Source organism: Thermomonas sp. (assembly GCF_019104945.1).
Lineage (GTDB): Bacteria > Pseudomonadota > Gammaproteobacteria > Xanthomonadales > Xanthomonadaceae > Thermomonas.
In genome coordinates, this window is record NZ_JAHRWW010000005.1 from 54,567 (window position 1) to 76,689 (window position 22,123).

The window sequence follows — 22,123 nt, forward strand, 5'->3', positions numbered from 1 at the left end:
GTATCGAGGGGTTGCATGACGGCATTTGATTCTGACGTTCTTGTCATTGGCGGGGGGCTGGCCGGTATCGTCACCGCACTGGAATGCCTACGCGGTGGCAGGCGCGTGACATTAGTGGACCGGGACACCCCCGAGCGCTTCGGCGGATTGGCGCGCTGGGCCTTTGGTGGCATGGCTCTGGTGGGCACGCCGCTACAGGCCAAGCGCAAGATTCCCGACACGCCCGAACGGGCGCTAGCCGATTGGGTTCGTTTTGGAGAGCTCGATCCCGACGACCATTTCCCGCTGCAGTGGGCGCGCTATTACGTTGAGCACAGCATAAGTGAAGTCTATGACTGGCTCACCGCGCACGGCATTGGCTTTATGCCCGCAGTGAACTGGGTAGAACGTGGCCTGCACGGCGACGGCAACAGCCTGCCGCGCTACCATATTGTTTGGGGCACCGCGCACGCGCTGACGCTGCGCCTTATTGCCGCCTTACACGAGGCGGGCCGCAGCGGCCGCCTAACACTTTTGCACCAGCACCGCGTTACCGGGCTGGAATATGGCCACAATGGCGTAACTGGCGCAACGGTACTAGACGAAGCCAACAACCGTGAAGTGCAGCTGCATGCCGAATGCGTTGTACTGGCGATGGGGGGCTTAAACGGAAGCCATGCCGAAACCGTACGCAACTGGCCGCTGGATCAGGCGCGCCCGCACACCATGCTCAACGGCGCCCACCCCTTTGCCGATGGCAAACTGCACCACCTCGCCGCGGGGCTTGGGGCGCAAATTACCCATGCGGGTGATATGTGGAATTACGCGGCGGGCTTCCCCCACCCGAAGCCCCACTTCCGCGGCCATGGACTGTCTGCAATTCCCTGCAAGTCGGCCCTTTGGCTTAACCATCGGGGCGAGCGTATCGGGCCGGAACCGTTGGTCACCGGCTTTGACACCCACTGGCTTTGCCAACGCGTGGCCGAACAAGAACGGCCGTGGACGTGGCATCTGCTGAACTGGCGTATCGCGCTCAAGGAATTCGCCATCTCCGGCGCCGAGCACAACCCGCGCATTCGCGATAAACAGTTTTTGCATTTCCTCAAAGACACCTTGTTGGGCAACCAGCGCTTGGTGCAGCAAATGCAGCAGGAGGTGCCACAGTTTCTTGTGGCAGAGACGCTGCGCGAACTGGCGGAAAAAATGAACGCGCTCACCGGCCAACAAGACGTGAGCCCAGCCACACTGCAAGCCACAGCCGATGCATTCGACGCGAATTTCTCCAACGGCTTGCACTTGCATAACGATGCGCAAATTCGCAGCATCTTGCACGCGCGGCAGTGGGGATCAGACCGGCTACGTACCTGCGCCCCCAAACCATTGCAAGCACCGGGCAGTGGCCCGTTTATCGCCATCCAAATGCAGCTCATTACCCGCAAAAGTTTGGGTGGGCTGCAAACCGACCTACAAAGCCGCGTCTTGGACGGCAATACCGCTCCCATTCCCGGCCTGTATTGCGTGGGTGAAGCGGCAGGCTTTGGTGGCGGTGGAGCCAGCGGCAAGCGCTCGTTGGAAGGCACATTCTTGCCCGGCTGCATCCTAACCGCGCGTGCGGCGGCGCGCTCGATTACTACAGGAAACTAGCGAATGAATGGCGCACAAGCCCTAATGAAAACGCTGGCCGATGCGGGCGTAGAAGTGTGTTTTTCTAACCCCGGCACCAGTGAAATGCATTTCGTTGCGGCACTTGACTCTGAGCCGCGTATGCGCGCCGTATTGACCCTGTTTGAGGGCGTGGCCACCGGCGCGGCCGATGGCTACGCACGCATGGCAGGCAAGCCCGCCACCACGTTACTGCACCTGGGCTGCGGGCTTGGCAATGGTCTTGCCAACCTGCATAACGCGCGCAAAGGAAAAGTGCCTGTACTTAATATCGTGGGTGATCACGCCACTTACCATGTGCAGTACAACGCGCAGTTGCAGTCGGATATTGAAACCGTTGCCCGCAATGTTTCACCCGGCTTCGTGCGTACATCGCAAAGCACCCAAGCGCTGTGCCAAGACGCCATCGATGCACTCGCCGCGGCGCGCAGCTATCCGCACCAAGTAGCCACATTGATTCTGCCCGCCGATGTGTCTTGGGGCGAAGGTGGCACGCCCTGCCCGCCGCACCCCATTACACCGCCGCAAGCAGCGGATGAGGCCACGCTCACAGCGCTTGCCAGCCTGATCCGCAGTGGTGCGAAGGTTGCTTTTTTGCTCGGCGGGCAGGCGCTCTATGAGCCCGCACTTATGGCCGCAGGCAAACTTGCGGCGCGTTATGGCACTAAGCTGTTTAGCGAAGTGTTCCCAACCCGCCTGCAACGCGGCGCGGGCCTACCCGTGGTGGAGCGCATCGCCTATTTAGCAGAAATGGCGACGCTCCAGCTCAGTGGAATCGAGCACCTTATTTTGGTGGATGCTAAATCGCCGGTATCGTTCTTCGCCTATCCCGGCAAACGCAGCGACCTAGTGCCCGATGGCTGCCATGTGCATACGCTTGCCACACCCGAACAAGACGCGCTACGCAGTCTTCAGCAACTTGTCACGAAACTTGAAGCCGACTCGACCACACCCACACTACAACCTGCCAAACGCCCATCGCGCCCACGCGGCAAGCTCAGCGCCGCCAAAGTATGCAAAGCGGTTGGGTATTTACTTCCGCACGATGCCGTCGTGATTGACGAAGCCATCACTTCCGGCTTGATGCTCGGCGTGATGACCCAAGGCGGGCCACGTCACGACCTCATCACACTCACTGGCGGCGCGATCGGCCAAGGCCTGCCGAATGCCGTAGGCGCAGCCATCGCCTGCCCGCAGCGCCCAGTCATTGCGCTCATTGGCGACGGCACTGCCATGTACACCATTCAAGCCCTGTGGACGATGGCACGCGAGCAGCTCAATGTCACCGCGATTATTTTCAATAATGCGAGCTATTCGGTCCTAAATGTGGAGCTAGATCGCGTAGGAGCAGAAGCTCAGGTCGGCCCGAAAGCGAAATCGCAACTCGACCTGCGCGGCCCGGTGATCAATTTTGCCGAACTCGCGCAGGGCATGGGGGTGAGTGCGCGGCGCGCGGCCACGGCGGAAGCCTTTTGTCTTGCGCTGGAGCACGCACTGACTTCACCCGGGCCGCATTTGATCGAAGCGCTAGTGCCAGAATCGCTAGGCCCCGGCAAGCGCCGCGTGCTGCCGTGGCTGCTGCGCTCGCTGCCCAACTTACCTAAACCGTTAGCAATAGCGCTCAAGCGCAAGCTAGCTCCATAGCCTTTAATTCAGCAGCACGAACACCGTGACGAGTACCAACTGCGCAACGGGGTAAAAGCTCGCACGATCGAATAACCGCGCCGCCAAACGGCCGTCAAGGGTGCGGAACAAACGAACGCCCGGCACCAGCAACAGCAATACGCCAATGGCGAGGTTAGCGATCTGATAAGGCATCCCCAATTGAAGTGGCGACATCGCAGGCAGCCAATAGCTCAGCACCAAGGTTGCAATGATGGCGAGCAGCATCACGGTTCCAGAAACGCGCGGCCCGAAGGTCACAGGAATTGTTTTTGCCCCCACACGCTTATCTTCTTCCACATCGTTCCAGTCGGCCGGTACATTTTGCCCACCAATCTCCCATGCCATCAGCCACGCCACCATCAGCGCCAAGAGCAATGGGTCAGGGCGTTGCACCACGGTGAGCACCGCCGCCACTGGGCCGAGCGATTTCACCAAACCACTGACTACCACGCGCCAATAGGTCACTTTAAGCAACATGCAATAACCGGCTTCCAGCACCGGCGCGGCCAGCACCACCAGCACTAGCAGCGGGTTCAACCAATACGCGCCCACAAGCGCCACCGCATACCAGCAGGCAAACCACACAATGCCGCTGCGCAGACTCAGCTTGCCCTGTGCGATGGGATAGCGCAGATCCGAAGCCTCTACCGAATAGCCGGGGTTGATCCCCTGTCCCGCAAATTTCTCGCGATCAACTTTCACCCCCAGTAGATCGTTCAGCGCATAGATCGCGGTATAGCCCGCCCCTGCGGTGATCAGCGCCACCAGTAGCACCTTCCACTCTGGAAAATGCCCCAGCCACAGCAGCGCCGCAAACCCGGCCATGGCGATATCCAGCACGCCGTGGGTCGAACGTGAGAGAGCGAGAAATTTGCGCATGCTCAGGCCTTTTTAACGAAGCTCATCATGTAGTTCACATCTTCCTTGCCTTTCGCCACTTTGAACGACTTAAACAGCGGGTTGTACATCAGGCTGGCACTACGAAGATGAGTGAGGCCACTTTGCTGCGACCACGCTTTCATTTCATCAGGGCGGATCAGTTTGGCGTACTCATGCGTGCCCTTGGGCAGAATGCGCAAGATGTATTCACCGCCAAAAATGGCAAACAGCCACGCTTTGAAATTGCGGTTGATGGTGGAGAAAATCACATGTCCACCGGGCTTGAGCAGGCGCGTGCAGGCGTCAATCACCGCCGCTGGGTCCGGCACATGCTCCAGCATTTCAAGGCAGGTCACCACGTCAAAGGTGCCCGCTTCCAGCAGCACCAATTCCTCAACTGTTTGGATGCGGTAGTCGATATTCAAGCCGCTTTTTAATGCGTGTTGCTTGGCTACTTCCAAGGTCAATTCTGACTGATCAATACCCACGACATTCGCCCCGGCTTTGGCTAGGGTTTCAGTCAAAATACCGCCACCGCAGCCCACGTCCACCACGCGTTTACCGCGCACATCGGCATGATCGAAGGTGAACTGGCTGCGCAAAGGATTGATGACGTGCAGCATACCCATCTTGCCGTTTGGATCCCACCACAGCTGGGCAACACGGTCGAATTTACTTACTTCTTGACTATCAACGTTCGAAGGCGTGCTCATTGTGTGGTGCTATCCATGTAGGTAATTGTGAAAGCGCAGCGTTCAAATCGCTGCGGCTAATATCGTTGAGGAAGATGCAGCGCCCCATGCCCTGCGGCATCGGCACGCGCTGCTGGCCATTGCGGTGCTTGACGCGATCCTGCAGCGCATCCCACATCAGCTGCGCATCCAACACGCTGTAATCCAGCTGAATTTCCAGCGTGCGCACCAGCGCGAACACGCGCGCGGTATCCGCTTCGCTCAGTAAATTGCGGTGGTAAGCAATGAGCACCGAGACCAGGATATCCAGCAACACTGCCTCGCCGTGCAGCAGGTGGTGCTCGTGGCGAGTTTCAAGACCGTAGCTAAAGGTATGGCCAAAATCGACCCGGCGCGCCAGCTCTTCTTCGTGTAGATTCGGTGCAAGCTCGGCCAACATGCCACCAATTGCAGCGTCTAAAATTGCTTCGCCTTCAGCGCTGCTAAAACAGTTGGCAATCGACTGCGCGCCCTGCTCTTCCAATAAGCGCAGCAGCGGTGCGTCACGGATGATCGCCAGCTTGATAATTTCGCAAACACCATTAAGCAGGTGGCGTTTGGGGAGCGTGGGTAAAAAGCTGCGATCCAGCAATACCGCGCGCGGTGGTTCAAACGCACCGAGGCGGTTTTTATTACCGTTGAAATTGATGCCGGCCTTGATGCCCAGCGCCGCGTCGATATAGCCCATCAAGGTGGTGGGTACTTTGATATGCGGCACGCCGCGCCGATAGCTGGCCGCAAGAAAACCCACTACATCGGTGAGCACGCCACCGCCAATGGCGATGATCGGCTCATCGCGGCGGTGGATAGGAAATGCGTCGAGCTTGCGTGCCAAGTCCTGATAGATCTCGATCGTTTTATTTTCTTCCCCGCCGGGAAATACAACGATCTTGGCTTCAATACCGCGCTGCTGAAAATACGCCTCAATGCGATCGCCGTGTAGGCGCATCACATTGCCGTCCACCACCACAAAGCGCCGCCCCTGCGGCCAGCCAAAGCTCATCAGTGTGTCGTTTTCCGGAGCAAATAGATCCGGTGTTTTCACCACGTCATAGGCAATCGGGCGATTGACGCGCACCTGCCAGCGAGTTTCCGCTTGCGTCATGCGGCGTCCAGCCAGTGATCACGGTGGTCTAAAACCTCGCGGGCAATGGCTTGCGCAGCGCCAAGGCTATGGTTTTGCCAACGCCCGCACTGCTCCACATTCGCATACGGCACCGCTTTGGCATCCAGCATGCTTTCTAAAATACGTTCCAACGCGGTGCAGACCACGTCCACCCGGCCTTCATTCTGAAACACCAGATAGAAGCCCGTTTGGCAGCCCATGATGCCCACCGAAATAAACTGCTCCGGCAGCAGGCGCGAAAAGCCTTCTAGCAAAAAGTGTTCGACCGAGTGCAGCTCGGTATCGGTCATGTACTCATCGGCATTGGGATGGCGCACGCGCAGATCAACGCAAAAAATCGCGTCACCGTGTGCGCCAAGGCGGCCCGAGCGCAATTTGATGCTAGGGGCCTTGAGGCGGCGATGATCCATCTCGCCCACTAGATCGAGATTCCAGCCCAGTGCTTTGATATCCGGCATGATGGCTCCTTAAGGGGTTGCAAGAAACGGCATGAGATGGCGATAACTGTCGTCCAGCGCCTTCTGCCAGCCTTCTACGTGGTGATACAGCTCGATCGAGCCGTAGCCGCTAAATCCGTTCTCAGTGAGTGCTTTGAAACTTGCGGCAAAATCCAGCGTGCCTTCCCCTGGGATTTCGTGAAAGTGCACGATACCGGTCAAGGTATTGGCCACCATCTTGTCCACCAGCGGCGCGCGCTTGGCACCACGCAGATAGCCTGCAATGGGGCGCGCACGTTCCAGCACGTCATAGCTCAGCCCCGGCATGGAAATGAGATAGGTGAAAATTTCATCGTCCCGCGGCGAGCTACCTGCATACAGGCTGCGGTAGTCGATCAGTTGCAAATCTTGCTGCACATTCGCCTGCTGCAGCAACGCATCGACCCGCTGCCTGCGTGTAAGCGATAACGTGCCTTCGTAAAAATAAATCGGGTGCTTGCGATCCAGCAGCAAAAACTCTGCGTTATCCGGAAAATGCACCAGTACGCTGGCAAAGCCGAGGTCTGGCGCAAGTTCGGGGTGGTCTTGCACAATTTTCAGGTTATAGCCTTCACGCGCATCGGAGATATGTAAATACTTCGCGTGCGGTGCCGCTTGGGCCAAAGCGTCAACGTAATTGTGTTCAGAACAATATGCGTGGCAGATGTCGATATGCAGTTTGAACTTGGGTGAATCCACCAACCGCATCAGCTCAAGCCCCTGCGCCATGGTTTCGATATACATGCCCGGCTCGGGTTCGATGAGCAATGTAATGTCTTCATCGTCGCGGATTTCGCGCAGGCATTCGTGGATCGAATCCACTAACAATTCACTAGGGTTTACCTCGGGGTGCGCCACATGGTCATCGCGCACGAAACCGCTGCCGAAGGTGACAAGATTCGTTCCCAACTGGCGCGCAACATGGATCCCACGCTTTACAAGATCGATCCTGCGCTTGCGCCCAGCTTTTTCCAGCGCCATCAGTGACGGCTCATGCGGGCGGTGTGGATCAAAGAAATGCGAGGCCGTAGCCACGCAGGCGGCGTTTACTCGCCGCGCATCAAGGCGCTTTTTGACTTCCGCTAAATAAGCGTCGTCGATATTGAACGGGTTGAACTGGTCGCGGTGGAAGGAAATCTCTACCCCGGCATAGCCCGCCCGATCGACCGCATCGATGGCGTCTAAAAAATCAAGATTGGTCAACCCGAAGGTGCTGTAGCTGAGCTGGATCGCGCCCATGGCCAGTTCCGAAAAAAACTTGCCATTTTATACCCCGCCCCAGCGCCGCATTATCTGATACAGATCAAGTCCTGTACGGGGGCGCATCGCTACGCCCCCTTTTTTCCTCATTTCACAAGCTTTTGTGCCGCCAGAACGATGTCCTCATCCTTCGGAATCACCAGAAACGCCGCGCCGGCCAGCGGAGTGTAGGTATCGGCACCGCAGACCCGTTGCAGCGGCTTGCCACCAAAGCCTGCCTCGGTGATCGCGGTGATCACGCCCTCGCCGATGCCGGCGCTGAAGCGGCCTTCGTCCACCACCAAGATGCGCGCGCACTCGCCCGCATGTTTGGCGATCGCGGCGTGGTTCAGCGGCACCAGCCAGCGCAGGTCAACCACCCGCACCTGCCAGCCGTGCTGCTTTTCGATCTCGCGCGCGGCGCGCAGCGACATCGGCATGCCGTTGCCGTAGCTGAAGATCACGCAGTCTTTTGCATCCGCGTTGTAGACGCGCTCTTCGCCCAGCACCAACGCCTGGTCCGGCGCCGGGTACTCGGTGAGCCAGCCGCCATCGCCGGCCTCGTACAGGTCCTTGGTCATGTACAAGGCGATGGGTTCGAGGAAGGCGCAGACACGGCCATCGACCTTGGCCAAGGCCGCCAGCGTGCGCAACATCATCGCCGCATCATCACCGCGCGAAGGGCAGCCCACCACGAGGCCGGGGATGTCGCGCAGCGCCGTCACCGAGTTGTCGTTGTGGAAATGTCCGCCGAAGCCGCGCTGGTAGCCCAGCCCCGCGATGCGCACCAGCATGGGGTTTTGGTACTGGTTATTGCTGAAGAACTGCAGCGAGCAGGCCTCGCCGCGGATCTGGTCGATCGCGTTGTGCAGATAGGCCAGGTACTGGATCTCCGGCACCGGCAGCATGCCCATGGTGCCAAAGCCCTGCGCCATGCCAAGGATGGTGGTTTCATCAAGCAGACTGTTGAACACGCGGCGCGGACCGAAGGCCTTGTGCAGGCCCTTGGTCACCGTGTACACGCCGCCCTTCTGCGCCACGTCCTCGCCGAACAGCAGGGTTTCCGGATACTTGGCGAACAGGTCGTGAAGGGCTTGGTTGATCTGGATCGCTAGATGCTTCGGCACCTGCTTCTCCGGCAGCTTGTCCTCGCTGCCAAACGCCTTGATGCGGGCTTCGTGCGCAGGCATGCGCGCGGCCTCGGCCGCCACTTTGTCCGGCGTGTACGGTGCCAGCGGGCGCATCACTTCTTTCAGCGTTTCGATACGCGGGCGCTGGTCAGCGTCTTCGGCGGCGGCGAAACATTTCGTGCGGGTCGCTTCGTACAGGGCGAGGATTTCGTCCTTCGACATCAGCCCCGATTCCAGCGCGATTGCCGCCGAACGCAGCAGTGGGTCGGCCGCTTCCACCGCGCACAGTTCTTCAATGCTGCGCCATTCGATCTCGAAATCGGTACCGGCGTGACCCATGATCCGGTTGGTGCGCAGGTGCAGGAAGGTCGGGCGGCGGGTCTTGCGGCAATGCTCCACCGCACGCAGCACGTCGGTATAGCCCGCCGCCAGGTCCAGGCCATCTGCGAAGAAATAGTCGAGGTCGGGGCGGTTCTGGAAGTTCTCCGCGATCCAACCGGTCGGCGTTTTCACCGAGATGCCGATGCCGTTGTCCTCGCAGACATACAGCACCGGCGCGGGCAGCTTCTGGTAGGCCATCCACGAGGTGGCGTTGAACGCGGTCTGCGCGCTGGCGTGATTGCTGGACGCATCCCCGAACGAGCAGATCGCGATGGAATCATCGGGAATCGGCAGGGCGTGGCCGATGCGCTTGGCGGTTTCGATCGCCACCGCGGTGCCCAGCGCCTTCGGCAGCTGCGAGGCGATCGTCGAGGTCTGCGGGATCACCCACAAAGGCTTGCTGCCCCAGACCTTGTGGCGGCCGCCGCTGGCTGGGTCTTCCGCGCTGGCGGCAAAACTCAGCGCCGAATCCATGATCGGATCCATCCCCGGCAGCTTGCGGAAACGCTCGGCCATAAAGCCGCCGCTGCGGTAATGCAGGAAGGCCGGGTCGGTATGCCGCGCCGCGCGCGCCACCATCGCATTGCCTTCATGGCCGCTGGAGCCAATTGTGTAGAAGACTTTGTTCTGCACCCGCAGCACCCGCGCCATCAAGTCCAGGTGGCGCGAAATCAGCTGCGATTCGAACAGCTCGCGGAAGCCCTGCGCGTCGAGTGCGCTGCCGTCCAAAATCGCCTCGTGTGCGGCGGGCTTAGGCTGCGCCGTACCGCTCCAATTTTTTACAAACTCTTGAAAATTGACGTCACAAATCTCAGCGCGGTTCAGGCCCTTCATGCGGGCAGGAATTGGGTTTGGAACGGTAGCAAAGCTCATGATGGACTCGTTCAGTCATTGGCCGTGGCGCTGCCGCCACTGCTCGCGGGTTTGTCCCCACACGTCAACAACGGCGTCGTTGAATGGGGCTTGATGATCAATGCGCCGCAGCACGCGCGAACCTAATTTGCGCGCCACGTTTTGAGAGGCGATGTTTTCAGCATCGATACTGTGGATCACCGACGTCCAGCCCAGCACGTCGAAGGCGTAATGCATCGTCGCTGTGCAGGCTTCGGTGGCGTAGCCGAAGCCCTGCGCATCGGGATGGATGGCGTAGCCAATTTCGGTCCCCGGCCAGCCGTCCGGCTGCCACGGCCCGGCCTGTCCCACCCAGCGCCCGCTGGATTTTTCTTCAATGGCGAACATGGCAAAGCCCTGCAGCGCCCACGCACCGGGCATCTGCAAAAAGCGCCGCCAACAGCCGCCACGCGGCAGTGCTCCGCCAACGTGTTTCGCAGCTTCGGGGTTGCCAAATAGCTCGACGTAACGCTCGAAATCATCCATCTTCCACGCCCGCAAACGCAGGCGTGGGGTAAGCAAGGTGGGCGCGTCAGCCATGGCGAGATTTAGAACGCGTTGATGCCAGTGAGCTCACGGCCGATCACCAGCTGATGCACGGTTTCGGTGCCTTCGTAGGTGATGACGGACTCCAGATTCAGCGCGTGGCGAATCGCGGCGTGCTCGGTAGTGATACCCGCACCGCCAAGCAGATCGCGGCACTGACGGGCAATATCAATCGCCATCCGGCAGTTGTTCCACTTCGCCAAGCTCACCTGCTGCGGCTGCATCGTGCCCGCATCTTTCAGACGGCCCAGCTGCAGCACCAGCAGCTGCGCAGAAGTGATTCGGCGCGCCATATCGGCCAGCTTAAGCTGGGCACTTTGCGTCGCCGCCACCGGGCGGTCGAATAGGATGCGTTCCTTGGAGTAGTTCAGCGCCTCGTGCAAGCAAGCAATCGCCGCGCCGATCGGCCCCCAGGTGATGCCGTAGCGCGCCTGGGTCAGGCAGCCCAGCGGCCCCTTCAGGCCCTTCACGTTCGGCAGGCGGCTGGAATCGGGCACGCGCACGTTGTCGAAGAACAGCGCGCTGGTGACGGAGGCGCGCAGCGACATCTTGTGCTTGATCTCCTGCGCGGTGAAGCCGGGCATGCCCTTCTCCAGCACGAAGCCCTGGATGCCCTCGTCGGTCTGCGCCCAGACGATGGCGATGTCAGCCAGGTTGCCATTGGTGATCCACATCTTGGAACCGTTGATCACCCAGTCGCCGCCGTCGCGCACCGCGCGGGTCTTCATGTTGGCCGGGTCGGAACCGCCGTGCGGCTCGGTCAGGCCGAAGCAGCCGATCACCTTGCCCGCCGCCATGTCCGGCAGCCAGCGCATGCGCTGCTCTTCGCTGCCGTAGGCGTAGATCGGGTACATGCACAGCGAGCTCTGCACCGACACGAAGCTGCGTATGCCGGAATCGCCGCGCTCCAGCTCTTGGCAGATCAGGCCATAGCTCACGCCATTCAAACCCGCGCAGCCGTACTGCTCTGGCAGCGAGGAACCCAGCAGGCCCAGCTCGGCAATTTCCGGCACCAATTCTTTGGGGAAGCGCCCTTGGTCGAAGGCATCACCGATGATCGGAATCACCCGCTCGTCGGTAAAGCGCGCCACGGTGTCCTGCACCGCGCGCTCTTCTTCAGTGAGCAGGGAGCGAACATCAAACAGATCATACGGATTCAGGGCCATGGCGTTCTGGTTAATTTGGACGAACTGCCATTGTAATCACGCATGACGCGTAGGCGGTACGTTCGATTTGCCCAAATAAATCGCACAAAACGTCATTCGTTATGGGCTAAGCGGTCGTTTCGCCTGCTCACCGCACATCTTGCCTTCGTAAACGCAAAACAGGGCCGGTCACCCGACCCTGTTTGCATTGACGTTAGAGATGCAGTTTGCGCTTACTGACGCGTCGCGCCGGTATCTACCGCCGCTGTTTGCGTGACCACCTGACCATCGATCACCGGCAGCTGAGTGCCCGGCTTTTGATCCATACGCACCGTGCGATCCTGCCCGTTCAAGCGGTAGGTGACGTCGTAGCCAATGGTCTTGCTGCCATCACCCATGGCGATTTTGCTGCCCGGCTTTTTATCCATCCGCATGCTGCCGGTGCTGCCATCCGGCTTGCGGTAGCTCACGTCATAGCCCACCGTGTGCGAAGTGGACGAGGTGTTGTTCACGGTATGGCACTGGCGCTCGGTACGCTCCACCACCTTGCCGCCTACATGATTTTTATCCACCTTGTTGCCAACATAGCCACCGGCCACCGCGCCCGCCACAGTTGCCAATTTTTTACCGTTACCACCGCCCACTTGGTTACCCACCAAGCCGCCAATCAGCGCCCCAGCCACGGTGCCGCCTACGTTGCCATCTTTCTCTGGCAAGCGTTCTTGCACCACCACGTCTTCGCACACTTCGCGCGGCGTGTTGCTGGTGCTGGTTTCATTGATCGGCGTACTCTTAAGCACAGTGGCGTACAGCGGCTCGCTTGCCGTCACCGGCTGCACGTTCAGCACCTCGGCATATTCCAACTTACCCGATGCTGGGATAGCGGTATCCGGCGGTAATGGTTCTGTGCTACCTGCTGTTTGGCCCGCCTGCGGCGCAGCGGGGGTAGTGGGCAGCGCTTCGTCTGTCTTGTTGCTGCGGCTGTTCATATAGCCAGCGGTGGCCACGCCCCCCACCAGCAAAGCCGCAAGCGCAATCGCGATAGTGTTGTTGTTCGACATAATTTGGCTCCTGCAAAAACGGTGAGTGGGGGAATGGGTTGATTCCAACACGATGAAACTGAACCCACGCCGAGTGTACTGTGACGCATCTCACTGCCGTTCAGTTTCACCCGCATGATGTGTATTCCGCGTGCATGCTAGTTTTACCCGCATGAGCAACCCATTTCTATCCCCTCTTTTGCGCTGGCTGGGCAAACTCAGCTTCCCGCGCCTATTTGCGGTCACTGCCGCGCTGTTTTTTATCGATCTGCTCGTACCGGATTTCATTCCACTGATCGACGAAATCTTGCTGGGCCTTGGCACGTTGCTGCTGGCCCGCTGGAAAAAGCCTAGCGATGAAAAGCCGCCTATTGAAGGCGAGATAAAACGCTAACACCGATGCGGCTTATCGACAGCCACTGCCATTTTGATGCGGCCGAATTCGATGCCGACCGCGCTGCCGCCTACGCCCGCGCGACAGTGGCAGGTATTGCAGCGCAAATCGTTCCAGCGGTTGACGCAGCGGCATGGGCCAAGCTCAAACACGTCTGCACCAACCACACCGCGCTCTATCCTGCCTATGGCCTGCACCCTATGTATTTGGCCGAACACCGGCCTTGGCACCTGCTGCAGTTACGTGAATGGATCGAGCGCGAAAAACCTGTTGCGATTGGTGAATGTGGGCTGGATTTTTTTATTGAGAATTTAGACCCACAGCTACAGCAGCACTACTTTGATGCCCAGCTACGCCTGGCGCGTGAATTCAATTTACCCGTCATTGTGCACGCGCGGCGCGCGGTGGATGCGGTGATCGCCAGCATTCGCCGTGTCGGCGGATTGCGTGGGGTCGTGCATAGTTTTTCTGGAAGCCAAGAGCAAGCGGCGCAGTTGCACAAACTTGGCTTCTTACTTGGCATTGGTGGCCCCATCACCTATGAGCGCGCCAACCGCTTGCGCAAATTAGTTGCCAGCATGCCGCTGGAACAACTGCTGCTGGAAACCGACAGCCCCGACCAGCCCGGTAGCGCACATCGTGGCCAGCGCAATGAGCCCGCTTATTTGCTCGAAGTGTTGCATGTTGTGGCGCAGCTGCGCGGCGTTACGCCAGAAGCCATTGCGGAAGCCACTGCCCAAAACGCCGAACGTCTTTTCGACCTCACACCGCGAAGCAATTGAACGCGCCCCATCACCCACGCTTCGGCTTCAGCAACATCTCCATCGCCTTACCCACCGCTGCGAATGCAAACGCGCCGGTCACGTGGGTGGCCGCGCCAAGGCCCGCGCCACAATCCAGCTTTAGTGCATCGTCCTTGCCCAGCTGCGGGCGGATGCCGCAGACGCTGCCATCGGCCTGCGGATAGCGCACGTTCTCCAGTGAATACACCGCAGGAACACCGAAGTAGCGGTCGTGGTTCTTGGGAAAATTGAACTCCCCACGCAGTTTTTTTCGTATCAGCGACAACATCGCATCGTGCTCGGTGCGCGAGAGATCGCGCACCCGGATCTGCGTTACATCGCTGCGCCCTCCCGCCGAGCCCACCGCGATGATCGGCTGCTTGCGGCGTCGGCAATACGCGATCATTTCCACCTTGCTGCGAAAGCTATCGCAAGCGTCCAGCACCAAGTCCACCGGCGTGCCCAATAATTCATCCAAATTGGAGGGTGTGAGGAACTGCTGCTTGAGTTCCAGCCGCAAATGCGGGTTGATCGCGCGGCAGCGCTCGGCCATCGCCTCGATCTTGGCGCGGCCATACTGCCCTTCCAGCGCCGGCAGCTGGCGATTGGTGTTGGACACACACAAGTCGTCGGCATCGACCAAAGTAAGCTGGCCCACGCCACTGCGCGCCAACGCTTCCACCGCCCACGAACCCACGCCGCCAATACCCACAACGGTGACGCGGCACTGCGCAAGCCGCATCAACGCACCGCTGCCGTACAGGCGGTCAATACCGCCAAAACGCTGTTTTAGATCGTTTTCCATCGCATTAGTCTAAAGGTCATGTTGCAAGCTGTGCTGCGCTGCGCCATGCTGCACGCAGGATCACTATTTCGAGTGTTTGCTCAATGTCCGACATCCGGATTATCAAGAAGTATCCCAACCGTCGTCTTTACGACACTGAAATTTCTAGTTACATCACCATTGAAGACGTGCGCCAACTAATTATCGACGGCGACGAATTTCAGGTGCGTGACGCTAAAACCGGCGAAGATTTAACGCGGCAAGTGCTGCTGCAAATCATCACCGAACACGAATCCGAAGGCCAGCCAATGCTTTCTACGCAAATGCTGAGCCAGCTCATCCGCTTCTACGGCGACTCGCTGCAGGGCTTCATGGGTAATTATTTAGAGCGCTCCATGCAAATGTTTTTAGAACAGCAACATCAGTTCCGCCAACAGATGGGGGGCATGCTGGGGCAGACACCTTGGGCCGCGATCAATCAAATGACCGAGCGCAATATGGCGCTGTGGAAAGACTTCCAAAAAAATCTTACCGGCTCACTCGGCAACCCAGTTCAGCCCAGCGACAAAACCACCCGCAAACCGCGCTAATGCGCGGTTAGACGGTACTTAATCATTTGAATAAAGCAGCCACCGACGTGCGGCGTCTTCGCGGCTAAAGACGCGCACCGCGATGCCAAGCTCTAAGCACAGGATTTCACCGTATTCATTGAGCGTGATGTCATTTGTCAGTTCAACAAAGGCGATGCGCACCGGCTTTAGCCCCACATCCACCATGGTCTGGCTGATCGCTGAAACGTCAATGTCTCCCACAATGTCCTGTAGCTCTTCCAATACCAGCAGCCGGGTTGCCCCCTGCTGCTGACATTCCGCGCCGATCATCGTCCACATCGCAGTGGACACCTGCTGTGAATCGTGGCCACCAAACACATGCGCGCGCAGGTAACCGTGTTCGTTACGAAAACGAATCTTGAACCCCGGCCCCTGCGTGATGCGCTCGTTGCCCATTAGGCCACCACCTCCAGCGGAATCAGCCCAATCTTGGCCTGCCACTCACGTGGGCCACTCTGGTGCACCGAGCTGCCGTTGCTATCTACCGCAACGGTCACCGGCATGTCTTTCACTTCGAACTCATAGATCGCTTCCATACCAAGATCGGCAAAGCCCACCACCTTGGCTGCTTTGATCGCCTTCGACACGAGGTACGCCGCGCCACCCACCGCCATGAGATAGACCGACTTATGCTTCTTGATCGCTTCCAGCGCCACCGGCCCGCGCTCGGCTTTGCCGATCATGCCCAGCAGGCCGGTTTGCTCAAGCACTTGATTGGTGAACTTGTCCATGCGCGTGGCGGTGGTGGGGCCGGCTGGCCCAACAACCTCATCACGCACTGGGTCCACCGGGCCAACGTAGTAGATAAAGCGCCCAGCCAGATCCACCGGCAGCGACTCGCCCTTGTTGAGCATATCCACCATGCGCTTGTGGGCGGCATCGCGGCCGGTCAGCATCTTACCCGACAGCAGCAGCACTTCGCCCGGTTTGAGGCTGGCTACGTCCTCACGGGTAATCGTATCGAGATTCACCCGGCGCGCATTCTGCGGGCTATAGGTCAGCTTCGGCCAATCTTCCAGCGACGGCGGATCCAGCGCCACCGGGCCGCTACCATCTAGGGTGAAGTGCGCATGGCGGGTGGCCGCGCAGTTGGGGATCAAGGCCACCGGCAGGTTGGCGGCATGGGTCGGGAAATCCTTGATCTTGATGTCGAGCACGGTGGTCAGCCCACCCAGGCCCTGCGCGCCAATACCCAGCGCGTTGACCTTCTCGAACAATTCGATGCGCAATTCTTCCACGCGGTTTTGCGGGCCGCGCGCGATGAGGTCTTGAATGTCGATCTCTTCCATCAGCGCCTCTTTGGCCAGCAGCATCGCTTTTTCAGCAGTACCGCCAATACCAATCCCTAGCATGCCCGGTGGGCACCAGCCAGCGCCCATGGTCGGCACGGTCTTGAGCACCCAATCGACGATCGAGTCAGACGGGTTCAGCATCGCGAACTTGCTCTTAGCTTCAGAACCACCGCCCTTGGCCGCAACGATCACATCCACCTTGTCACCGGCGACGATTTTCATATTGATGACGCAAGGCGTGTTGTCCTTGGTGTTCTGGCGCTTACCAGCCGGATCGGCCAGCACACTGGCGCGCAGCTTGTTGTCGGGGTCCAGGTAGGCGCGGCGCACACCTTCATTTACCGCATCTTCCAGCGAGCCGGTGAAGCCCTTCCAGCGCACCTCCATACCCACTTCTAGGAACACTGTCACGATCCCGGTGTCCTGACAAATCGGCCGATGGCCTTCGGCGCACATCCGAGAATTGATCAAAATCTGCGCCATCGCGTCTTTGGCGGCCGGTGATTCTTCGCGCTCGTAGGCGGCCGTTACGGCTTTAATAAAATCCACCGGATGGTAATAGCTGATGTATTGCAGCGCGTTTGCGACAGATTGGATCAAATCTTCTTGCTTGATGGCGGTCACGGTACGATGGCTTGGGTTGCTCAAAGAAGCGCCTATGATACCAGCCCCCCTTTTCAGCCACGGCGAACTGGCGCAGGATGGGCGCTTGGCCAATCCGGGGAAGGGACAATGACCGAAGCACATGCAGCAGCGGGCAAGTTTGAGGGGTTTCGCGGCGTTATCAGCGATATTGGCTTGCTTGTGGGCGACCTTTTGGGCCTTGGCAAACCCGATGCTGATGAACAAATGATGATCGAAGTGATCTTCGGGCTGATGGGCTACCTCGCCAAAGCCGATCGTTTGGTGACCAGCCACGAAAGCAATTTCGCCAATACCGTGATGGACGAAAGCAAAATGTCGATGGCCAAGCGCGAAATCGCGGCGCTTGCGTTCGATCGCGGTATGCGCCGTGATATTCATCCGAACGCCGAAATTCTGCGCTTCACCGACAGCCATCCAGCAAATTCAAAAGAGGTCGAGCGCCTCTACGACTGCCTACTCCGTCTTGCCGCCTCCGACGGCCGCTTAGACCCACGCGAATACGACACGATGGTGGAAATCACCCAAAACCTCAAACTGGCGCCTGCAACGCTGGATAACAAACTCGCGCTATTTAGTATCAAGCGCTAGGCCTTCCGCACCGGGATAACGTAAGACGCCGTCCACCATCACGGCGTCGGCATTGAGGATGTGCTGAACCGTTTTTCCCGGTGCCATCAGGTGCCATACCGTCCAGCCGCGCGCGGTAAAGTCATCGGCAATCAACCGCCGGTGGCAGCGCCACCACACCGCTTCCGCGCACATCACACAGACCCGCTCGCGTCCTGCGCGCTGCATTAGCGCATCACGTGCTTCCCCATATTCTGCACTGGCCAAATGGTCGGCATAGGCGCGAAACGCCTCCACCCGCCACGCCGTATTCGGCGAATCCGGCTGCGGCTTGCGCCGCCCTCCCAGTGCAGGCAGAGGCCAATAGACCAACCCGCACTCGGCCAGCGCATCCGGCAGCGCATCCCTTGAAAACTGAGGGTTATGCCTTGAGCCCGCAAACCGACGCACATCGGCCAATACGTTGATCTGTGCCTGCGTGAGCATATGCGCAAATTCGTCCCACGGCCGCGTGGAGTGGCCGATTGTCCAAAGTGAACCAGTACTGTCTGACATGCCGTTTAGCATGCCAAAACACAGGTCAACGCAGCGTTTGTTTCCTCATTTTTGAGCCGAATCAAATGCAATGCTGCGCCGCATCGTAAAATACCCGCCAGCTTCGTAACTTTAGACATGCCATGGCTTCCCCTTTCAGCACCGAAACCGTGCTCGACGTTCGTCATTGGACCGACAATTACTTCAGCTTCACCCTCAGCCGCGACGATGGTTTCCGTTTCGACAACGGTCAATTCGTCATGATCGGCATGGAAGTGGAACAGCCCGACGGCACGCGTAAACCGCTGATGCGCGCGTATTCCATCGCCAGTGCGAATTGGGAAGAAGAGCTGGAGTTTTTCAGCATCAAAGTACAAAACGGGCCACTGACCTCGCGTTTGCAGCATATCCAACCGGGCGATTCGATTTTGCTTGGGCGTAAACCCACCGGCACATTGCTGATCTCCGATGTGCACGCTGGGCGCAACCTCTACCTGCTGGGCACCGGCACCGGGCTGGCGCCGTGGCTGTCGATCATCAAAGACCCCGATACTTACGAGCGTTTTGAGCGCGTGGTGCTCTGCCACGGTGTGCGCGGTGCGGAAGACTTGGCCTACCGCGATTACATCGAAAACGAACTACCCAACCACGATCTTTTGGGCGAAACCATCAAAGGCCGGCTGCTCTACTACCCGGCGGTCTCGCGCGAGGCGTTTGAATTTAATGGGCAGGACCACCGCGGCCGCATTACCGACCATTTAGAGCAAGGCCGCATCGCGCAAGCGCTCGGTCTAGATGCACTCGACGCCCAGCACGACCGCGCGATGATCTGCGGCAGCCCGCAAATGCTGGCCGATTTCCGCCGCATTCTTGATGAGCGCGGCTTTACCGCCTCGCCGCGTATCGGCAGCGCGGGGGAATATGTATTCGAGCGTGCCTTCGTCGAAAAATAAGCGCGGCTATTCGCCGTATGACAGCCACAGCCGCGCATCCGACTCGTTGGCTGTCATCCGTACGTAATAACCTAGTTCCAAGGCCTGCTGCTCAACCTCTTCCATGCGCATGGCCATATCCACGCGCTGCTTCACGTAGGCAATACGGGTATCTTTCAGCCCAAGCGCTTCGATGCCTTGGAAAAATAGCTCCATCCCCGCATCACTCAGCACTTCCCCCGGCATATCATCCAAAACAAGCAGCTGGGTAGCCTGCAACTGGTGCACGCGCTCGGCAATCAGCGCCCAATAAGACCGCATCGTTTCGACATTAGGAGCAGCGCCTTCGCTCAAGCGCACTTGCAAATAATCGGGCTGAAACTGAAACGTAAGCCGATAACCCGGGCCGGTGAACACGTCTGCAGAAGTGTGCATAAGCATCTCTAAGCCCTCCTTCGGCGGCAATAGGGAGCCAAGCTCCATTAAACCATAACGGCAGCCTCTCTCTGAACCGGCCAATGGCCCGGCCTTGGCGCACATGAAGTATCCTTGAGCGTCGTAATCGCACCATTGGAACCTGTCTAATGAAACAACCCATTACCTGCGCGCTGGCGTTGGCAATCGCTACGATCCTGAGCACCCCCGCCCACGCCGCAGCCAAGAAGCAAGCCACCACCATGACCACCGCCCCCGCCTATAGCGGCCCGTTTGCCGCCCCCAGCCCGCTGGAGCTGAACTACCCACAGTTCGACAAAATCAAAGACAGCGATTTCGCGCCCGCATTTAACGCCGGTATGGCGCAGCAGTTGGCCGAAATCGACGCAATCGCCAACAACCCTGAAAAGCCCAGCTTCCAAAACACCATCGTGGCGATGGAAAAAAGCGGGCAAATTCTTGACCGCGCCACGAATGTGTTCTTCAACCTGCTAGGCACAGACAAAAACGACGCGCGCGATGCCCTGCAAACAGAATACGCGCCGAAATTCTCCGCGCACCGTGACAGCATCACCCTAAACCCCAAGCTGTTTGCGCGCATTAAATCCCTCTACGATGCACGCGCAACGCTGGGCCTCGATGCCGTTGATCAGCGCCTTCTGGAGAAGCGTTACGAAGACTTCGTACGCGGTGGCGCCGCCCTTACGGACGCACAAAAAGCGCAGATCCGTGACATCAACACCCAGCTGTCCAAGCTTGGCACCCAGTTCAGCCAAAACGTGCTGAAAGAAGTCAACGAATCCGCCGTGGTGGTGGACGACATCGCCCAGCTCAAAGGCCTTAGCGATGAGCAAATTGGCGCTGCCGCTGAAGCCGCCAAGGCACGCGGGCTAGAAGGCAAGTACGTGATTGCCCTGCTCAACACCACTGGCCAGCCGGTTGAAACCCAGCTGCAAAACCGCGCCCTGCGCCAGCGTATTCGCGAGGCGTCCATTAGCCGCAACAGCCGCGGCAACCAGTGGGACAACACCGGCATTGTGTCGCAAGTGCTGAAGCTGCGCGCCCAGCGCGCGCGCCTGCTGGGCTACGACACCTCGGCCAATTTTGTGCTGGCCGATGAAACCGCCGCCAACCAAGACAACGTCAACGCCATGCTGCAAAAGCTCGCGCCGATGGCGGTAGCCAACGCGCGCCGCGAAGGCGCTGCACTGCAGGCCATGATCGACAGCGAGCAGAAAAAGGCCAAACAGCCCAGCTTCCAGCTCGCGCCGTGGGACTGGGCGTTCTACAGCGAAAAAGTGCGTCAAGCCAAGTACAACTTCGATGAGAGCCAGCTCAAGCCCTACTTCGAAATGAAGAATGTGCTGGAAAACGGCGTGTTCTATGCCGCCAACAAGCTGTATGGCATCAGCTTCAAAGAGCGCACCGACCTGCCGAAATACCACGCCGATACGTGGACATATGAAGTCACCGACAAAGACGGCAGCAAGCTCGCCATCTTCATTTTCGACCCCTATGCGCGTGCCTCCAAACGCGGTGGTGCGTGGATGAATACCTATGTCGCGCAGTCGGCGCTGCTGGGCGAAAAACCCGTAGTGGCCAACCACCTAAACGTGCCCAAGCCGTCGGAAGGCAAGCCCACCCTACTGACTTGGGACGAAGTCACTACCGCGTTCCACGAGTTCGGCCACGCCCTGCATGGCTTCTTCCAAGACGTGCGCTACCCGTACTTCTCAATGAACGTGCCGCGCGACTTCGTGGAATATCCGTCGCAGGTCAACGAGATGTGGGCCGACTGGCCGGAAGTGCTGGCGCACTACGCCAAGCACTATCAGACCGGCGCGGCCATGCCGAAGGAACTGCTGGACAAGGTGATTGCCGCCTCCAAGTTCAACCAAGGCTTTGCCACCACCGAGTACCTGCAAGCCGCGATGCTCGACCAAAACCTGCACCAACTGCCGCTGGAGCAGATTCCCGACGCTGCAGGCATCATGCCGTTTGAAGCCAAGGCACTGCTAGCCGATGGTTTTGACTACGCGCCGGTGCAGCCGCGCTACAAGACGCCCTACTTCAGCCACATCATGGGCGGCTACGCGGCCGGTTATTACGCCTATATCTGGTCGGAAGTGCTGGGCGCCAACACCACCCAATGGATCCGCAACAACGGCGGCCTGACGCTGGAAAACGGCGACCGCGTGCGTGCGAAGGTACTTGCTCCGGGCGGCGAAATCGCCCCCGGCAAGCTGTTCCCGAACCT

Annotated in this window: 22 protein-coding genes; 8 read left to right on the top strand and 14 right to left on the bottom strand. The window is 59.0% G+C overall.

Translation table 11 applies throughout. The annotated features are described in order from the left end of the window. Window positions 1–15: 15 nt before the first annotated feature. Together KUL77_RS01580 and KUL77_RS01585 are read left to right on the top strand one after the other, a co-directional pair. Window positions 16–1,623 carry an FAD-dependent oxidoreductase gene (locus KUL77_RS01580; RefSeq protein ID WP_297142701.1) on the top strand — a complete coding sequence of 536 codons (1,608 nt, stop codon included), beginning with the start codon at window positions 16–18 and terminating at the stop codon, window positions 1,621–1,623. Window positions 1,624–1,626: 3 nt separating this feature from the next. Further along, window positions 1,627–3,285: an acetolactate synthase large subunit gene (locus KUL77_RS01585; RefSeq protein ID WP_297142703.1), complete on the top strand. Its 1,659-nt coding sequence runs from the start codon at window positions 1,627–1,629 to the stop codon at window positions 3,283–3,285. Window positions 3,286–3,288: 3 nt separating this feature from the next. On the opposite strand, the gene KUL77_RS01590 is transcribed toward KUL77_RS01585, so the two are convergent. The 9 genes from KUL77_RS01590 to KUL77_RS01630 all read right to left on the bottom strand — a co-directional run bounded on the left by KUL77_RS01590 (window position 3,289) and on the right by KUL77_RS01630 (window position 12,911). Then, entirely contained in the window at window positions 3,289–4,185 is an 897-nt protein-coding gene (locus KUL77_RS01590; protein ID WP_297142706.1) for a UbiA family prenyltransferase, read from the bottom strand. Window positions 4,186–4,187: 2 nt separating this feature from the next. Next, window positions 4,188–4,898, bottom strand: a complete 711-nt coding sequence (gene ubiG, locus KUL77_RS01595) for a bifunctional 2-polyprenyl-6-hydroxyphenol methylase/3-demethylubiquinol 3-O-methyltransferase UbiG (RefSeq protein WP_297142708.1) — start codon at window positions 4,896–4,898, stop codon at window positions 4,188–4,190. Further along, entirely contained in the window at window positions 4,876–6,021 is a 1,146-nt protein-coding gene (locus tag KUL77_RS01600; RefSeq protein ID WP_297142710.1) for a sedoheptulose 7-phosphate cyclase, read from the bottom strand. The genes ubiG and KUL77_RS01600 overlap by 23 nt, the downstream gene beginning before the upstream one ends. Then, a complete protein-coding gene (locus KUL77_RS01605) occupies window positions 6,018–6,500 on the bottom strand; it encodes an S-ribosylhomocysteine lyase (RefSeq protein WP_297142713.1) in 483 nt (160 codons plus the stop codon). Before KUL77_RS01605 ends, KUL77_RS01600 begins: the two co-directional genes overlap by 4 nt. A 9-nt stretch (window positions 6,501–6,509) precedes the next feature. Then, entirely contained in the window at window positions 6,510–7,757 is a 1,248-nt protein-coding gene (locus KUL77_RS01610) for a sugar phosphate isomerase/epimerase family protein (protein ID WP_297142716.1), read from the bottom strand. A gap of 107 nt (window positions 7,758–7,864) precedes the next feature. Then, the gene (locus KUL77_RS01615) at window positions 7,865–10,141 is read right to left on the bottom strand and encodes a thiamine pyrophosphate-dependent enzyme (RefSeq protein WP_297142719.1); all 2,277 of its coding nucleotides are present in this window, start codon (window positions 10,139–10,141) and stop codon (window positions 7,865–7,867) included. 15 nt (window positions 10,142–10,156) lie between these two features. Then, window positions 10,157–10,699, bottom strand: coding sequence for a GNAT family N-acetyltransferase (locus KUL77_RS01620; RefSeq protein ID WP_297142722.1), 543 nt, complete (start codon window positions 10,697–10,699; stop codon window positions 10,157–10,159). A gap of 8 nt (window positions 10,700–10,707) precedes the next feature. Further along, window positions 10,708–11,871 (bottom strand): acyl-CoA dehydrogenase family protein, encoded by a 1,164-nt coding sequence (locus tag KUL77_RS01625; protein WP_297142724.1) that lies wholly within the window; start codon window positions 11,869–11,871, stop codon window positions 10,708–10,710. Window positions 11,872–12,083: 212 nt separating this feature from the next. Continuing rightward, the gene (locus KUL77_RS01630) at window positions 12,084–12,911 is read right to left on the bottom strand and encodes a glycine zipper 2TM domain-containing protein (protein ID WP_297142727.1); all 828 of its coding nucleotides are present in this window, start codon (window positions 12,909–12,911) and stop codon (window positions 12,084–12,086) included. A gap of 151 nt (window positions 12,912–13,062) precedes the next feature. Between KUL77_RS01630 and KUL77_RS01635 the strand changes: the two genes are divergently transcribed. Together KUL77_RS01635 and KUL77_RS01640 are read left to right on the top strand one after the other, a co-directional pair. Continuing rightward, window positions 13,063–13,284: a DUF6116 family protein gene (locus KUL77_RS01635; RefSeq protein WP_297142730.1), complete on the top strand. Its 222-nt coding sequence runs from the start codon at window positions 13,063–13,065 to the stop codon at window positions 13,282–13,284. Window positions 13,285–13,289: 5 nt separating this feature from the next. Next, the gene (locus KUL77_RS01640) at window positions 13,290–14,066 is read left to right on the top strand and encodes a TatD family hydrolase (protein ID WP_297142732.1); all 777 of its coding nucleotides are present in this window, start codon (window positions 13,290–13,292) and stop codon (window positions 14,064–14,066) included. 10 nt (window positions 14,067–14,076) lie between these two features. On the opposite strand, the gene KUL77_RS01645 is transcribed toward KUL77_RS01640, so the two are convergent. Then, window positions 14,077–14,871, bottom strand: coding sequence for a tRNA threonylcarbamoyladenosine dehydratase (locus KUL77_RS01645; protein WP_297142735.1), 795 nt, complete (start codon window positions 14,869–14,871; stop codon window positions 14,077–14,079). Window positions 14,872–14,954: 83 nt separating this feature from the next. On the opposite strand from KUL77_RS01645, the gene phaR reads away from it, so the two are divergent. Next, complete coding sequence (gene phaR / locus KUL77_RS01650; RefSeq protein ID WP_297142738.1) at window positions 14,955–15,440, top strand: polyhydroxyalkanoate synthesis repressor PhaR; 486 nt, start codon at window positions 14,955–14,957, stop codon at window positions 15,438–15,440. A gap of 18 nt (window positions 15,441–15,458) precedes the next feature. On the opposite strand, the gene KUL77_RS01655 is transcribed toward phaR, so the two are convergent. Together KUL77_RS01655 and KUL77_RS01660 are read right to left on the bottom strand one after the other, a co-directional pair. Further along, window positions 15,459–15,857, bottom strand: a complete 399-nt coding sequence (locus tag KUL77_RS01655; protein WP_297142741.1) for a hypothetical protein — start codon at window positions 15,855–15,857, stop codon at window positions 15,459–15,461. Beyond that, window positions 15,857–17,377, bottom strand: coding sequence for a fumarate hydratase (locus KUL77_RS01660; protein ID WP_297142753.1), 1,521 nt, complete (start codon window positions 17,375–17,377; stop codon window positions 15,857–15,859). Before KUL77_RS01660 ends, KUL77_RS01655 begins: the two co-directional genes overlap by 1 nt. A 108-nt stretch (window positions 17,378–17,485) precedes the next feature. Between KUL77_RS01660 and KUL77_RS01665 the strand changes: the two genes are divergently transcribed. Beyond that, window positions 17,486–17,986 carry a TerB family tellurite resistance protein gene (locus tag KUL77_RS01665; protein ID WP_297142744.1) on the top strand — a complete coding sequence of 167 codons (501 nt, stop codon included), beginning with the start codon at window positions 17,486–17,488 and terminating at the stop codon, window positions 17,984–17,986. Here the strand turns inward: KUL77_RS01665 and KUL77_RS01670 are convergent. Then, window positions 17,966–18,520, bottom strand: coding sequence for a DUF488 domain-containing protein (locus KUL77_RS01670; protein WP_297142747.1), 555 nt, complete (start codon window positions 18,518–18,520; stop codon window positions 17,966–17,968). The genes KUL77_RS01665 and KUL77_RS01670 overlap by 21 nt on opposite strands. 122 nt (window positions 18,521–18,642) lie before the next feature. On the opposite strand from KUL77_RS01670, the gene KUL77_RS01675 reads away from it, so the two are divergent. Further along, complete coding sequence (locus tag KUL77_RS01675) at window positions 18,643–19,452, top strand: ferredoxin--NADP reductase (protein ID WP_297142749.1); 810 nt, start codon at window positions 18,643–18,645, stop codon at window positions 19,450–19,452. 6 nt (window positions 19,453–19,458) lie between these two features. On the opposite strand, the gene KUL77_RS01680 is transcribed toward KUL77_RS01675, so the two are convergent. Beyond that, window positions 19,459–19,866, bottom strand: a complete 408-nt coding sequence (locus KUL77_RS01680) for a hypothetical protein (protein WP_297142751.1) — start codon at window positions 19,864–19,866, stop codon at window positions 19,459–19,461. Between the two features lie 161 nt (window positions 19,867–20,027). On the opposite strand from KUL77_RS01680, the gene KUL77_RS01685 reads away from it, so the two are divergent. Then, a partial coding sequence (locus KUL77_RS01685; protein ID WP_297142756.1) for a M3 family metallopeptidase occupies window positions 20,028–22,123 on the top strand: 2,096 nt, incomplete at its 3' end.

Excerpts from the sequence above, each read along its gene's own strand:
- KUL77_RS01665 (WP_297142744.1), top strand. The coding sequence starts at position 17,486 with ATGACCGAAGCACATGCAGCAGCGGGCAAGTTTGAGGGGTTTCGCGGC.
- KUL77_RS01680 (WP_297142751.1), bottom strand. The coding sequence starts at position 19,866 with ATGCACACTTCTGCAGACGTGTTCACCGGCCCGGGTTATCGGCTTACG.
- KUL77_RS01580 (WP_297142701.1), top strand. The coding sequence starts at position 16 with ATGACGGCATTTGATTCTGACGTTCTTGTCATTGGCGGGGGGCTGGCC.
- KUL77_RS01655 (WP_297142741.1), bottom strand. The coding sequence starts at position 15,857 with ATGGGCAACGAGCGCATCACGCAGGGGCCGGGGTTCAAGATTCGTTTT.
- KUL77_RS01675 (WP_297142749.1), top strand. The coding sequence starts at position 18,643 with ATGGCTTCCCCTTTCAGCACCGAAACCGTGCTCGACGTTCGTCATTGG.
- KUL77_RS01605 (WP_297142713.1), bottom strand. The coding sequence starts at position 6,500 with ATGCCGGATATCAAAGCACTGGGCTGGAATCTCGATCTAGTGGGCGAG.
- KUL77_RS01630 (WP_297142727.1), bottom strand. The coding sequence starts at position 12,911 with ATGTCGAACAACAACACTATCGCGATTGCGCTTGCGGCTTTGCTGGTG.
- KUL77_RS01645 (WP_297142735.1), bottom strand. The coding sequence starts at position 14,871 with ATGGAAAACGATCTAAAACAGCGTTTTGGCGGTATTGACCGCCTGTAC.
- KUL77_RS01590 (WP_297142706.1), bottom strand. The coding sequence starts at position 4,185 with ATGCGCAAATTTCTCGCTCTCTCACGTTCGACCCACGGCGTGCTGGAT.
- KUL77_RS01600 (WP_297142710.1), bottom strand. The coding sequence starts at position 6,021 with ATGACGCAAGCGGAAACTCGCTGGCAGGTGCGCGTCAATCGCCCGATT.
- KUL77_RS01585 (WP_297142703.1), top strand. The coding sequence starts at position 1,627 with ATGAATGGCGCACAAGCCCTAATGAAAACGCTGGCCGATGCGGGCGTA.
- KUL77_RS01640 (WP_297142732.1), top strand. The coding sequence starts at position 13,290 with ATGCGGCTTATCGACAGCCACTGCCATTTTGATGCGGCCGAATTCGAT.
- KUL77_RS01670 (WP_297142747.1), bottom strand. The coding sequence starts at position 18,520 with ATGTCAGACAGTACTGGTTCACTTTGGACAATCGGCCACTCCACGCGG.
- ubiG (WP_297142708.1), bottom strand. The coding sequence starts at position 4,898 with ATGAGCACGCCTTCGAACGTTGATAGTCAAGAAGTAAGTAAATTCGAC.
- phaR (WP_297142738.1), top strand. The coding sequence starts at position 14,955 with ATGTCCGACATCCGGATTATCAAGAAGTATCCCAACCGTCGTCTTTAC.
- KUL77_RS01620 (WP_297142722.1), bottom strand. The coding sequence starts at position 10,699 with ATGGCTGACGCGCCCACCTTGCTTACCCCACGCCTGCGTTTGCGGGCG.
- KUL77_RS01610 (WP_297142716.1), bottom strand. The coding sequence starts at position 7,757 with ATGGGCGCGATCCAGCTCAGCTACAGCACCTTCGGGTTGACCAATCTT.
- KUL77_RS01615 (WP_297142719.1), bottom strand. The coding sequence starts at position 10,141 with ATGAGCTTTGCTACCGTTCCAAACCCAATTCCTGCCCGCATGAAGGGC.
- KUL77_RS01625 (WP_297142724.1), bottom strand. The coding sequence starts at position 11,871 with ATGGCCCTGAATCCGTATGATCTGTTTGATGTTCGCTCCCTGCTCACT.
- KUL77_RS01635 (WP_297142730.1), top strand. The coding sequence starts at position 13,063 with ATGAGCAACCCATTTCTATCCCCTCTTTTGCGCTGGCTGGGCAAACTC.